This window comes from Streptomyces sp. NPDC097640 (genome assembly GCF_040302705.1).
In the GTDB taxonomy this organism is placed as follows: domain Bacteria; phylum Actinomycetota; class Actinomycetes; order Streptomycetales; family Streptomycetaceae; genus Streptomyces.
Window position 1 is genome coordinate 365841 of the sequence record NZ_JBEOSB010000003.1, and the last position, 13162, is coordinate 379002.

Annotated in this window: 10 protein-coding genes; 9 read left to right on the plus strand and 1 reads right to left on the minus strand. The window is 67.6% G+C overall.

Annotated elements, in window-relative coordinates; genetic code table 11:
* Positions 1–489: 489 nt before the first annotated feature.
* The 9 genes from fxlM to ABTY62_RS06155 all read left to right on the plus strand — a co-directional run bounded on the left by fxlM (position 490) and on the right by ABTY62_RS06155 (position 12645).
* Positions 490–1692 carry a methyltransferase, FxLD system gene (gene fxlM, locus ABTY62_RS06115; RefSeq protein WP_352128180.1) on the plus strand — a complete coding sequence of 401 codons (1203 nt, stop codon included), beginning with the start codon at positions 490–492 and terminating at the stop codon, positions 1690–1692.
* Between the two features lie 61 nt (positions 1693–1753).
* On the plus strand, positions 1754–1942 hold the full coding sequence (locus tag ABTY62_RS06120) for an FxLD family lanthipeptide (protein ID WP_352128181.1): 189 nt from the start codon (positions 1754–1756) through the stop codon (positions 1940–1942).
* Positions 1943–2012: 70 nt separating this feature from the next.
* Positions 2013–5051 carry a lantibiotic dehydratase gene (locus ABTY62_RS06125; RefSeq protein WP_352128182.1) on the plus strand — a complete coding sequence of 1013 codons (3039 nt, stop codon included), beginning with the start codon at positions 2013–2015 and terminating at the stop codon, positions 5049–5051.
* Positions 5048–6196, plus strand: a complete 1149-nt coding sequence (locus ABTY62_RS06130) for a lanthionine synthetase C family protein (protein ID WP_352128183.1) — start codon at positions 5048–5050, stop codon at positions 6194–6196. The genes ABTY62_RS06125 and ABTY62_RS06130 overlap by 4 nt, the downstream gene beginning before the upstream one ends.
* A gap of 32 nt (positions 6197–6228) precedes the next feature.
* A complete protein-coding gene (locus ABTY62_RS06135) occupies positions 6229–7206 on the plus strand; it encodes a thiopeptide-type bacteriocin biosynthesis protein (RefSeq protein ID WP_352128184.1) in 978 nt (325 codons plus the stop codon).
* 596 nt (positions 7207–7802) lie between these two features.
* The gene (locus ABTY62_RS06140) at positions 7803–8312 is read left to right on the plus strand and encodes a hypothetical protein (RefSeq protein WP_352128185.1); all 510 of its coding nucleotides are present in this window, start codon (positions 7803–7805) and stop codon (positions 8310–8312) included.
* Positions 8313–8855: 543 nt separating this feature from the next.
* A complete protein-coding gene (locus tag ABTY62_RS06145) occupies positions 8856–11303 on the plus strand; it encodes an N-6 DNA methylase (protein ID WP_352128186.1) in 2448 nt (815 codons plus the stop codon).
* Positions 11300–11560: a hypothetical protein gene (locus ABTY62_RS06150; RefSeq protein ID WP_352128187.1), complete on the plus strand. Its 261-nt coding sequence runs from the start codon at positions 11300–11302 to the stop codon at positions 11558–11560. The genes ABTY62_RS06145 and ABTY62_RS06150 overlap by 4 nt, the downstream gene beginning before the upstream one ends.
* A gap of 572 nt (positions 11561–12132) precedes the next feature.
* Positions 12133–12645 carry a hypothetical protein gene (locus ABTY62_RS06155; protein WP_352128188.1) on the plus strand — a complete coding sequence of 171 codons (513 nt, stop codon included), beginning with the start codon at positions 12133–12135 and terminating at the stop codon, positions 12643–12645.
* 150 nt (positions 12646–12795) lie between these two features.
* Here the strand turns inward: ABTY62_RS06155 and ABTY62_RS06160 are convergent, their stop codons facing one another.
* Entirely contained in the window at positions 12796–13092 is a 297-nt protein-coding gene (locus tag ABTY62_RS06160) for a GYD domain-containing protein (protein ID WP_352128189.1), read from the minus strand.
* Between the last annotated feature and the right edge of the window lie 70 nt (positions 13093–13162).

Genomic DNA, 13162 nt, shown 5'->3' on the forward strand with positions numbered 1-13162 from the left:
GCGACATCGGCCTGGTCATGGGGAGCGTAGGACCGTACCTCCAGCTTCGACCGCCTCAGGGCGGCAAGGAGTGGGACGTACCGCCGGATGCCCTGCGCAAGCCAACGGCCATGGAAACCCTGCGTGCCAAGGTCAGTGTGGCGAACGGACGGTGGGGCCGATGAAGGCAGTGCGCCGGAACTCTATCCAGGCCGGATATGCCAGGTGGAAGCCGTGAACAGCCGCACCATGAGTCGGCTTGCTCGCTACGCAGACCCGCTGCTCATCGTTCTCATCTCCGCATCCTGCGGATTCGTGATCGGGCTCGCGGTCTCCACGGTTCCGCCCTCCCCCTGACTTGCTTTCTGCCGACGGCCGAACCCCTCAACCGCTTCCCCAGCCAGCGCGCCCAGCAATGGGGCATGCCGCAAGCCCCGGGCCCCCGGCCTCCACCCGTCCAGAAAGAGGAAGCCCGTGAATAACGTGACCAACGAAGGAGGAAAAACTCCCATGAGCGCACAGCAGTTGCGTGACGAGATGGTCAGGCAGCTCATCGAAATGGGGGCCCTGCGGAGCAGCCATGCCGTGGCCGCGTTCCGGAAATTGCCACGTCACCTCGCCACCCCCGAGGAGGACCTGGCCACGGCCTATCTCGCGGAGCACGCTGTGATCACCAAGACGGACTCCGACGGCGTCCAGCTCAGCTCCGTCTCCGCGCCCCGCATCCAGGCCATGCAGATCGAGCAGGCCGACATCGGCCCCGGGATGCGCGTGCTGGAGATCGGTTCCGGCGGCGTCAACGCCGCGTACCTCGCGGAGATCGTCGGGAAGGACGGCTTGGTCGTCACCGCCGACATCGACCCTGAGGTGACGGCACGCGCGGAGAAGTTTCTGCCCGAGACCGGCTACGACGACCGGGTCCGCATCGTCACCGGGGACGGCGAGCACGGAGTACCGGAGCACGCCCCGTACGACCGGATCATCGTCACGGTCCAGGCCGCCGACATCCCTCCAGCCTGGATCGACCAGCTCGTGGACGGTGGCCGACTGGTCATTCCGCTGCGGATGCGTGGCATGACCCGCACAGTGGCGTTCGTACGCGACGGGGAGCGGCTGGTCAGCGACGGCTTCGAGCTGTGCGGGTTCGTACCGATGCAGGGGGCTGGTGAGCACCGTGTCCGCCTGGTCGTGCTGCATGACGTCGAGGAGGAAGAGGTCGGTCTGCGCTTGGACGGCCATCCGGAACCCGACACCGAGGCCCTGCGCGCGGTCTTGCGCACGCCGCCCGTAGAGGTGTGGTCCGGGGTGACGCTGGCAGGCGACGAGTCGAAGGAACACCTCGACCTGTGGCTGACGACCGTCTTCGACAACCTGCCGCTGCTCATCGCGAAGCCGGCCGCCCGCGCCTGCGGGCTGGTCGCCTCGATCTCTCCGCTCGGCATTCCCACGCTGGTCGAGGGCGGCAGCTTCGCCTACCGCACAGTGCGGCCCACCGAGGACCCCGACCGGTTTGAACTCGGCGTCATCGGTCACGGCTCCAGCGCCCAGGAGATGGCCGACCGGATGGTCGAGCAAATTCAGGTCTGGGACCAAGAGCACCGCAGCCACCACGCGCACATCGAGGTCTATCCGGCGGACACACCGGACGGCCGACTTCCCGCGGGTCGCGTCATCAACCGGCGGCACACGCGGGTCGCGATCACCTGGCCGTAGCGCCGAAGGCGCCGCGGCCCAGGCAGCAGGAGCACATCCCACCGCAACAGGAGGCCATGAGATGTCAGCACAGCAGACCAGCCCCATGCCCAAGACCAGGACGAGCTACGCGACCGACGCCACCTCGGACTTCGACCTCAACATCGAAATCCTCGCCAACGCCCCGGTCGTATCGGGACTGCTGAACGACACCGGTGACGGCTGCACCGCGACCTGCCAGTCCGCCTGCTCCAACAGCACCTGCGGCTGACCAACCGGTGCGTGCCGGCGGTCAGGGGCCGTCGGCACGCACCACCCGAGACGACGAAGGAGGCACAGCGATGTACGACGCCGTTGACGCGGTTCTGATCAGAACCGCAGTTCGTCCACTGGCGGCCACACTGCCTCCCTGGCCGGACCTGAACGGCACCACCGCCGATGACGTCGACCGCTGGCGGAAGTGGATCGAACAGGTCTGGGCGAACGACACCACGGCCACGGCCATCGAGTTCGCCAGTCCGCTCCTGGCCGATGCCGTAAATGGCATCCTCAGCTGCCGTACCCAGCGCCCCCGTCCGGTGCGGCGCACCGCGGTTTCCCTGGTCCGCTACCTGCTACGAATGCAGCACCGCGCCACGCCGTTCGGCCTTTTCGCCGGCCCCGCGCCCGTACGGCTGGGTGACACAGCAGAAGCCCGCTGGGGAACCAAGCACCACGTGGCCGCCCGTGCGGACGACGAGTGGCTGACTGCGATCATCACCGCCCTAGAGACAGCACCCGACCTGCTGCGGCGCCTGCCCGTCATGGCCGACCCCACCTGCATCGTCCGGGGCACCAAGATCGTCGTACCGCAGCATCCGGGCAAGGACGGCCCCGTCGAGGTGACGATGCGGCGCACCCCCGCTGTCGAGACGGTGCTCCGCGTCGCCCAGTCGCCCATCACCGTCGGAGACATCGTGGCCAAGCTGAGCACCGACTACCCGAACACCCCCAGCGCGGTGATCGAGGACATGGTGCGCGGCCTCGTGGCGAACCGGGTTCTTCTGACCAGCTTGCGGGCGCCCATGACGGCCGACGACTCCCTCGGCCATCTCGTGGCCCAGCTCGACGCCATCGGCGCGGACGCTGTCTCCGAGACCGCAGCCGCTCTCCGAGAAGTCCACCAGCTCCTCACCCGGCACGACACCGCCACACCCGTCGGGCAACGGACCGTCCGCACCGAGGCGACCCGACGGATGACGGCCCTGAGCAGCACCCCTGACCGCCCCCTCGTGGCGAACCTGCGGCCCGACTGCGACGTCACTCTGCCGTCCGTTGTCGCCGAGGAGGCAGAGCGCGCTCTTGCAGTCATCGCCCGCATCTCGCCGTACCCTGCCGGGTATCCGGCCTGGCAGGACTACCACGCCCGCTTCCTGGAGCGGTACAGCATGGGCGCGCTCGTCCCGGTCTGCGATCTCGTCGATCCTGACGTCGGGCTCGGCTTCCCGGCCGGTTACCGGGGCTCGGTCCTGAAACGTCCTGTCGTGGCCACGACCCGCCGCGACGAATGCCTCCTCGCGCTCGCCCAGGAAGCCGCGGTGAACCGTGTGCACGAGATCGTGCTCACGGAGGAAGACTGCGCTGCCCTCACCGTTGGCGACGTCGCCCAGGTTCCCGCTCACATCGAAATGTGCTTCACGGTGTTGGCAGACTCTCTGGACGCCTTGCAAAGCGGCCGGTTCGCATTGAACCTCGCGGGCCTGTCACTGGGCGCGGGCAGGACAACGGGCCGATTCCTGGCCATGCTGAAGCAGCCTGACCGGGACCGCATGCGTGCCGCCTACGCCGCCATGCCCACCCTCGACACCGACGCGTCCATCGCTCAAATCTCCAGCCCGCCGCTACGGCTCCGCACCCAGAACGTCAGCCGCGCACCCGCCATCGCCCCACACCTGCTCTCCCTGGGCGAGCACAACCCGACCGCCACGCTCGACCTGGACGATCTCGCCGTCAGCGCGGACACCCAACGCTTCTACCTGATGTCGCTGTCCACCGGCCAGCACATCGAGCCGACGGTGATGAACGCCGTGGAACTCACCAACGCCACCCATCCTCTGGTCCGCTTCCTGACCGGAGTACACCGCTCGCACGTCGCCGCCCTCACCCCGTTCGCATGGGGTGCGGCCACCCGACTGCCGTTCCTCCCTGAGGTCCGCATCGGCCGCACGATCCTCTCCCCTGCCTGCTGGCGACTGAGGCAGCGCGACATCGGCAGCGAGAGCGAGCCCGGCTGGATGCACCGCTTCACGGACTGGCGCTGCCGCTACGGCGTGACCCGAACCGTTTACCTCGGCTCCGATGACCAGCGCCTGCGCCTCGACCTGCACAACCCCACTCATCTGCAACTGCTGCGAGCAGAGTTGGTGCACACGGACGCGGTGACCATGCACGAAGCGCCCGACGAGGACGCGCTCGGCTGGCTGGGCCACGCCCACGAGATCACCATGCCCTTCGCCTCAACCCTGCCACCCTCACCGTCCACGGCGAGCACGAAAGCAGTTGTCAGCCGCAACTCCGGACGCATCCCCGGCACCAGCCGGTGGACGTTCCTGAAGGTCTACTCTCACGCCGACCGCGCCCCAGAGATCCTGGCCACGCACCTGCCCGCCCTTTTCCAGGAGTGGGGAGACGAGTCACCACTGTGGTGGTTCACGCGCTACAACGACTCCGGCGCCCATCTGCGCTTACGGCTCCGACTGCCCGGCCCGCACGCATTCGGCGATGCCGCACAGCGCGTCGGGACCTGGGCAGCAGCTCTCCGGAATGACGGGCTGATCAGCCACATCCAGTGGGACACCGACGAGCCCGAGACCGGCCGCTACGGCACCGGACGTGCCCTCGACGCTGCCGAACACTACTTCGCCGCGGACTCCAATGCAGCCACTGCCCAGATGATGCTCAGCCTCCCGGCCGAGCTACGTCCGGCCGTCACCGCGGCCAGCTTCGCGGACATCGCCACCGTCCTCACCGGCAACCCGGCGACTGGCCGCCGCTGGCTGGTCGAGAACCTGCTGAAGACGGAGGGGGAAGCACCCGCACGAGATCTTCAGGCCCAGACCACGGGCATGAGCGCGCCCGACACCGATCTCGCCGCCCTGCGCGCCCTGCCCGGAGGTGAAGGCGTCGCAACAACCTGGGCCCACCGCCGCGGCGCCTTGGAGACGTACCGCGCTGCCCTCGCAGACGACGGTGGCGACCCGACCACCGTCCTGCCCTTCCTGCTGCACATGCACCACAACCGGGCGGCCGGTATAGACCCCGATGGTGAAGCCACCTGCCGTCGTCTGGCACGCGCCGCCGCCATCTCCTGGACCGCACGAACCAAAGGAGCCCTCCGGTGACGACCGCTCCGCCCATCGTCGACAAGGAAACCGCCACCCGGCAGTCCCTGGCTCATGGCCCTCTCGGCATCGCCCTGCTCCACATCGAGCGAGCCCACCGCGGTATCGGCTCGTGGCAGTCCGTACATCGCCAGCTCGCCGCCACCGGCCCGCTGATCGACAACAACGACGCGAACCTGTTCCTCGGCGCCCCCGCGATGGCGTACGCCCTGCACCTGGCCGCCGCTGACAACAACCGATATGCCAGCGCGCTGCACACCCTTGACGAGCTCGTGGCCGCGCACACCCGCCGCCGCCTCGACGCCGCACACGCGCGCATCGACCAAGGAACGCAGACCAGCTTCGCCGAGTACGACCTCCTGCGCGGCCTGACCGGGCTGGGCGCCCTCCTCCTTCGCCGCGCCCCCGCCAGCGACGAGATGAAGGGAGTCCTGGAGTACCTGGTGCGCCTCACCGAACCGATCCCCAGCCGGGGCGGGGAAACGCTGCCCGGCTGGTGGGTATGGCACGCCCCCGTTCGCCTCGGCGAACCTACCCCCGGCGGCCACGCCAACGCAGGTCTCGCCCACGGCATCACCGGTCCACTGGCACTCCTCGCCCTCGCCAAACGACACGGCATCACCGTCAACGGTCACGATGACGCGATGGCCCGCATCTGCCGCTGGCTCGACCGGATACGCCAGAGCGACCACCGAGGAACCCACTGGCCGCGCTGGATCACCAGAACCACCACAGCGCCCACCAAACCGACGGCGCCATCCTGGTGCTACGGCACTCCCGGCCTGGTCCGCGCCCAGCAGCTCGCCGCCACCGCGCAGGGCGATGTCCACCGCAAGCGCATGGCCGAGCGTGCCCTGCTCTACTGTCTCGCCGACCCCCACCAGCTCGACCAGCTCACCAACCGCGGCCTGTGCCACGGCGTCGCCGGCCTGATGCGCGTCGTTCAACGCGTTGCCCAGGACGCGGAGAATCCAGACCTGATCACCGACCGCCTGCCGCAGCTCAGCGAACGCTTCCTCAGCCTTGGCCCCCCGGCGGAAACGGGGCTCCTCGAAGGCACGGCCGGAGCGGCCCTCGCCTTCCAAAGCGCCGAGCCAGACACGACCCCCGCCAGCGACTGGGACGCCTGCCTGCTCCTCATCTGACCACTTTCCTCATCCCGTGGAGAGGCATAACGGTGGATCCGCACAACACCAGTACGACCGAGACAGCCATCCTGGCCGTCCTTGCCGGAGCCCCCGTCGCGGACGCCGCCACCCAAGTCCGCTGGTCACCGGGACGTCTCGCCGAAGCCGTCGAGCTATACCGCGCCGCCGGCCGCGCCGCACTCGACACTCAGCCCAACCCCACCGGCTGGCACCAGGTGTGCATCGAGTTCGCCGACTACACGACCGCCGAGCACGCCTTCATCACCTACGTGCTGCCAACCCTGCGGACGGCGACAGACACCGGAACAGTCACGGCATGGTGGTTCCTCCGCAAGCACCCCTGCTGGCGCCTCCGAGTCACTCCCGGACCGAAGTCGACCGCCGAGGACGTGGCGCAGCACCTGACCGACGCCCTCGACCGCACGGTCGCCATGGGGCTGGTCAAGCGCTGGTGGCCGAGCCTGCACGAGCCGGAGACGGCCGCATTCGGCGGCCCGGACGGCATGAGGATGGCCCACGGCTTGTTCCACACAGACAGCGTCGGCGTTCTCGACTACGTACATGACCCGAAAGTGGACTCCAACGAACTCCTCGACGCCAAGGCGACCTCGTTCCTCGTCATCAGCGCGTTCCTACGCGCAGCCGGGCAGGAGTGGAGCGAACAGGGCGACGTGTGGGCACGCGTTGAAGCGAAGAGGCCACTGCCCGACGGAGTTCCCATGAAGGGGGTCACCGCGATGACGGGCAAGCTTCAGAAGCTCCTGACAACCGACCCCGAACCCGCGCTCGCGGCCGATGGCCCGCTCACGACCCTCGCCAAGTGGATCACTGGACTGCAACACTCCGGACAGGCCATCGCAGACGCTGGCCGCACAGGGCGGCTCAGCCTCGGCACACGCGCCATCCTGGCCAGGCACATCCTCTTCCATTGGAACCGCATGGGATTCACCGTGCAGCAGCAAGCTATCTGGGCGAGAGCGGCCAGGCAGGCGATCCTCGGCGACTGACATCACGCCGACGCGGCACTACGTCCATCGGATCAGCGCCCCCTTGCTCGATCGAGCCGGTCATCTTCGTGCTCATGAGGCTCGGCCGTTGCAAGCCGTGGGGGCGCGAACACCCGGGGATCACGTCTTCGCCCAGGGCCGCAAGCCGTGGGCTCGCTCCCCGCTTACCGGCGCTCTGCATGGTGTCTCGCATGAGCTGCAGAAGGCTCCTCAAATGGCAATCGGCCGGGGCCGTATCCCCGACGTGCTCCATGCCTCCGCCTCTGTCACCTGAGGACCGGTCACCGCGCTTAGGAGGTTTCCGCAAGGGCCCGGCAAGGCATTTGTCCGCCGGGCCGGGCATCGGATCAGACGAGAGATCTGTGAATGTCCGAGCCCGGGGAAACCCGCACGAGAGAAACAACGGGGGGCCATGTCGGCGTTGAGCGCCATCGCACAGTCCGCGACGGACGAGTCCCGCCAGTGGCTGACGCTGGTGGAGCGCGAGAAGGTACTGGCCGTCGTCTACACCCTCCACCAGCACCCACCACGGCCTGCCCCGCCCCGCCTACCTCCGCCTCCTGCGCGCCTGCGACGTCGGCGTCTTCACCCCGAAGATGCGGGAGGGCTGGAGCCGCTGCGCGGCCGAAGCCCTGCTACTAGGACTGCCCTGCCTGATCCGCCCGGCCGCCTGCCTCGGCGACCTCGCCCGCATCACCGACCAACCCGCCCCGGATCTGTGCCGCCTCCGCGAGCAGATCCACCAGCGCGCCACCACGCCCGAAGCGGAGGCCAAGGCCGCCTACGACGCCCTGGCCTGCTTCGATCTCCATCGATTGATTGTTAACGCCGCCATTGCCAGCACAGCGGTCGAAATCCTTCCACCGGCGGTGAAGTGGGTAGCGCCACGAATCAAGGACCCGGCTTCGCACGTCCTTCTCGTCAGTCTGCTGCGGTCCCCGTACCTGGGAGACTTGCAGCCTGTTGTGAATCAGTACGCGACCGACTATCTAAGGCTCCACCCGAACGACCCATGTGCGCTGGATGTCAGCTCCGCACTGATGGGGGCTAAGGAGGCACCGGGCTCCGAATCGGTCTACTCCGGCTGGCCCGATACCGAGGACTGACAGTGCGCCTCCTTTGTCCTGCGTGACACACCACCGGGGGTCGACAGGGCGGCTGAAGGGCAGTTCGTCCAGCGAGAGGAGCGGCGGAGGCCCCACGCGTGCGGGCGAGCAAACAGACCGCCTCCCGCCCCACCACCCCGCGACAGCCGCACGCCATCCCCTCGCGCCAACCGGTCATGGACAAGTTCAACAGTGGCACAGACGCAGGTCGGACCTGCTCACTTCCCGGAGGTGGGATGCGGATCTCAAGTGCAGACCTCTGCACGCGGCGCCATTGAGCCGAGCCGGCCCTCCAGTGACCACTGCCGCCTTGAAGGAGAGCTGATCCCAACACCCTCTTCAAGCGGCACGTGGCAATAGAGCCATCAGGGATGGCGGCCAGACCGGCGTAACAGGGGCCGACGACACACGAACACCTCTAGTCCTTGCCTATGGGAGAGGCTGCGCACTTCAGGTGCGCAGTTGTTCAGCAGAGTCGTGCGCTTCTAGGCTCACTCTCCATCGACCATTGCTCATGGCGCAATTGAAGGGGGCCCCGCGCTCATGTCGTATCTGCCGACCGGTGAGGATCCGCTGCTCGGACGAGCACAGATCGCCACGCTCGCAGGCGTAAGCCGACCGACCGTGACGGCCTGGGAAAGACAGGAGACCGACTTCCCCTCGCCGCGGCGCTCCAACGGGCAGGACTACTTCCGACGGTCGGAAATCATGGACTGGCTGGACCGGCGGCCGGTGCCGCCCGGACGGCTCGTCGCAGGAGAGCCCGTCGGCACCACCTACGGGGACCGGACCCGGAAATGGGAAGGAGCCGGGAAGCCCCCGGCTGACGCGGCGAGGTGCCATCTCGGCACCGGGCCGTCGTACCGCATCCCGACCGGCACTGTCGATGAACCCCGCCCCGAGAGCCGGCAACTCGTAACCGATCTGATGGGCAGTCTCGTCGATCGGGTACGGGGGGCGGCCAGCGTGCTCGACTATCTGAACCTGCTGCTCTGTCTCCACTATCTCCGCGGCGCCGCCGCGGACCGCTTCGACACATTGGCCGCCCGCGCCCGTGCCCTCAGCAGTCTCGACGAGGCCGCCCAGTTGCTCCGGGACATCGGACGCGCGGCCGACGAGGACATGCGTGGCCTCGGCGTCCATTCAAGCATGCAGGAGGCGTTGGGGCGCCTGGAGCCACGGACCGCCCGTGACCTTCGCAATGTCGTGGACGCGATGAGCCGCCTCGCCGAGGACGTGTTCGGGCTGATCCTCGACGAGTACGAGCAAAGGGCCGCGCTTGGCAGCGGCGAGTTCTTCACTCCTCGCGCCGTGGTCCGGCTGATGACGCGGCTGGCCTGCTCGGAGTTCGGTCCCGGGGAACCGGAGTCCGTCTACGACCCCTACGCCCGCGATGGCGGGTTCCTCATCGAGGCGATGGCCTCCTGTGCCTTGGACAAGGACGGTCTGCCGCGCAAGGAGACGCTGCGGACGTACGGCGAGACCCGGCGTGCCGACACCTGGCGTCTGGCGACCATGAATCTCCTTCTTCATGGCGTCTCCCCGACTCTTGACCTCAAGCGCACAGTCCCCTGGCACGACGGCCCGGAGCGGGCCCCGCTGGAGTCGTTCGACATCGTGCTCACCAACCCACCGTTCAACATGAGTGACCCAGGCCGCGGAGAACGCCGCGAGGGACAGTGGGAGTACGGGGCTCCACCCCTCGACAACGACAACCTTGCTTGGGTCCAGCACTGCCTGGCGAAGCTGCGCGAGCGGGGCCGAGCCGGGATCATCATGCCCAACAAGGCAGGCAACTCCGGTCACAAGGCCGAACGGACCATCCGGCGGAATCTGGTGGAGAGCGGAGTCGTCGACTGTGTCATCGCCCTGCCAGCCCAGTTGTTCACCGGCACCGCCGTACCAGTCTCCGTGTGGATGCTGCGCCACCCCAACAACCCGTGCGACAGCACACTGTTCCTCGACGCACGGCACATGGGAATGAAGAACGGCTCGCGCCGGGTCCTCGATGCCCTGGACGCCGAATCTCTCCTCGACGCCTACCGCGCCCACAGAAACACGGGAGGGATCGCACCTCCCTTCGGGATGACGACCGCAGAGCCACATGTGCCCGCCGCCCGGGTATCCCGGGAAGCACTGCGGCGCAGCGACTACTCGCTCAACCCTCTTGACCATGTCGAACACCGGAGCGACGGAAGGGAGGACTTCGAGCACGAGGTCGTGTCCGCCTGGGAGCGGCTGAGCGACGCCGAGCAGCACCTACGAGATATACAGGGCGCCGCCGCCCGACTGCCGTTCGTCGGGGACCATGGACTGCTGCTCCGGAGGAACCAGCCGGCCTCCATGGCCAGCCTCGACTCACTGTGCGAGATCCAGGCCGGACCGTCCTATTCCAAGCTCGGCAAGAAGCAGCGCAGCGCCAACGGCCTGGTTCCCGTGGTGTTCCCACGGCATCTGAAGGACCGGCGCATCAGCGACGAGGCGGACGAACGGGTGGCAGAGGAGACGGCCCGTCGGTTGAGGAACTTTGAACTGCGGGACAAGGACATCCTGTGTGTCCGCTCTGGTGCGATCGCTCCGCCGGCGCTGGTGCAGCAGCATCAGGCCGGCTGGCTGATGAGCCCCAATATCATCCGGCTCCGTGTGTCCGAGGGGCATGAGGACCGGGTAATGCCGGAGTACCTGCTCTACTACCTGTGCCTGGACGAGTCCGTCGCCTGGATGCGGGACCGGGCCGCGGCCACTGCGGCCCCGTCGCTCCGGTCCGAATCCCTCGGGTCACTGCGGATTCCGCTGCCGGACCTGGCCGAGCAGCAGGAGATCGTGGCCGCGCTGAACGGCCTTGACGAGCTGGACCGCGCGCATCTGGCCGTCGCCGCCTCAGTACGGCGCACCCGCATCGCCCTGGCCGGTGCGCTACTGGACCCGTCTGCCGAACCCGCCCCTGACACCTTCCCCCGCCACCAATTCGAGAAGGAAGCACCGCTGTGAACACCCGGCACCAACCGTCCGCTCCGACAACCCCTCCCACGTCGGCCTCCGAACCCGCGAACAGTGCCTGGATTCCCTGGCTGCTGGTCATGGTGCTGCTCTCCGCCCTCGTCGCGGCATGCGTCGGATTCCTCAAGGTCGTCGACGGCACCCCTGCTTCCGGTGCCCTGCTCTCGGCAGGCACAGCGTTCGGAGGAACCGCGCTGCTCTGTCTAGCCGTGGTGCCGGTAGTCCAACAGTTGCGTCATCGCGGCTAGCAGCTCCTTGTAGATCTTGCTGGGCTCGCATGCACCAGCGCCCGCTCCACCAGAGGCGAGAAGCACCCCCGACGCGTGAGCGGTGCGTGAGCGGACAGCCCGGCATGATGTGTCACGAGCGGGATTGGGCACGAAGCCGCGTGGCGCTGACCAAGTGGAACAGCTCCAGGCAGCAGCCTCCGGCACCACCCGGCCAGGATTCGATCCCACTCCTAAAGCGGGTATCGCAGGTTCGAATCCTGCCGGGGCACAGAACAAAGGGCCACCTCAGGAGGGGTTTCCTCGCCGGCTGGCCCTTCGCTTTGTCTGGCTCCGTGCCACTTAAGTCCGCTCAGAGTCCAGATGATCGACAGGTGCATGCCACCAACTGGCGGCCTCGCGTTCCTGGCATGAGGCCAAGTGCGGGGTTGCCGCCCCTACTTGATGTCGGAAGGTGCGACCGAGAAGGCACTGTAAGGTGATCGACCACTGCTTTGGCAAAGTAAAACCCAACAACAACCCAAGGGGGACCCATGAAACTGAGTCTGCATCGAGTATCACCTGCGCAGAGGTCGTCCGTGCACAGGAAGGTCATGTCGGCTGCGCTGGTCGGCGCTACCGTCGTCGGCGCATCGGTGCTGGCCGCCTCCCCGGCGTCCGCGCTGAGCTGGAAGTGCAAGACCAGCTCCCGCACCATCGATGACGCGGGGTACTCCGGTCCGTGGGCGGATAACTGGGACTTCACCGTCAAGAACTGCGTGGCCCGGTCCGGTGGTTACGTCTATGCCAAGGCCAAGGTGACCTGGGACGCGGCCCCGTGGTACTCCGGATCCGACCTGAAGGAAACCTTCGACAGCGCCCACTTCCGGTTGTATCTCAAGCGCGCCGACGCCGGCCCGGACACCGTCCTGGCCAGGAAAGACTTCGACATCCGGGCCAAGATGGCGGCCATGGACGGCAGCGGCAACGGCTCGTGGACCTCGTCCGCGATCAAGAAGTACGTGGGCAGCAAGAGCGGGTACGCCGACGGTGCGCTGAGGCTCAACTGGGACGAGGACGGCAAGGACGTCCGCCACTACGGCTTCAAGGGCACCAGCTCGGCCTGACGCCGGCACTTGACGCATAGCCGTCTGCGGGCACCTTCAGCACGCCGTTCTGGTCGCTGAAGCCCAAGCCGATCTGCCCTCTGTCCTCTGCCCAGGGGAGCGGTGGGCAGATCGGCGCCGAGGCCGCAGGGTCAGCCCGTGTGGTGATCGTCAGCCGGCCGCCTTGGCGATGATGCGCTCCACCTCCTCCCGGCCGAAGGCCCGCAGAGTCGTGGAACGGACACTGCCCACCCCACCCAGTTGCATGAGTGCTGCCGTGGCGGTTTCGTCGTCAGGCGCCTCGACGACGGCCACAACGTCGTATGGACCGATGGTCCAGTAGATGCTGAGGAGCTTGGCCCCGAGCTGTTGTAGCGCTGAGCCGAAGGTCTCGGCACGCTTCGCGGTGTCCTTGTAGTTTTGGGCCCCTTGATCAGTCCAGCTCAGCAAGGCGATGTACGTCGGCATGTTCCTTCACCTTCACGAGGAGACACATCCCAAGGTCAAGCCTGGACACCCGGGCTGGGACCCGCACGAG

Coding starts and splice junctions, on each gene's coding strand:
- fxlM (WP_352128180.1), top strand. CDS start 490: ATGAGCGCACAGCAGTTGCGTGACGAGATGGTCAGGCAGCTCATCGAA.
- ABTY62_RS06120 (WP_352128181.1), top strand. CDS start 1,754: ATGTCAGCACAGCAGACCAGCCCCATGCCCAAGACCAGGACGAGCTAC.
- ABTY62_RS06155 (WP_352128188.1), top strand. CDS start 12,133: ATGTCGGCTGCGCTGGTCGGCGCTACCGTCGTCGGCGCATCGGTGCTG.
- ABTY62_RS06145 (WP_352128186.1), top strand. CDS start 8,856: ATGTCGTATCTGCCGACCGGTGAGGATCCGCTGCTCGGACGAGCACAG.
- ABTY62_RS06140 (WP_352128185.1), top strand. CDS start 7,803: ATGCGGGAGGGCTGGAGCCGCTGCGCGGCCGAAGCCCTGCTACTAGGA.
- ABTY62_RS06125 (WP_352128182.1), top strand. CDS start 2,013: ATGTACGACGCCGTTGACGCGGTTCTGATCAGAACCGCAGTTCGTCCA.
- ABTY62_RS06160 (WP_352128189.1), bottom strand. CDS start 13,092: ATGCCGACGTACATCGCCTTGCTGAGCTGGACTGATCAAGGGGCCCAA.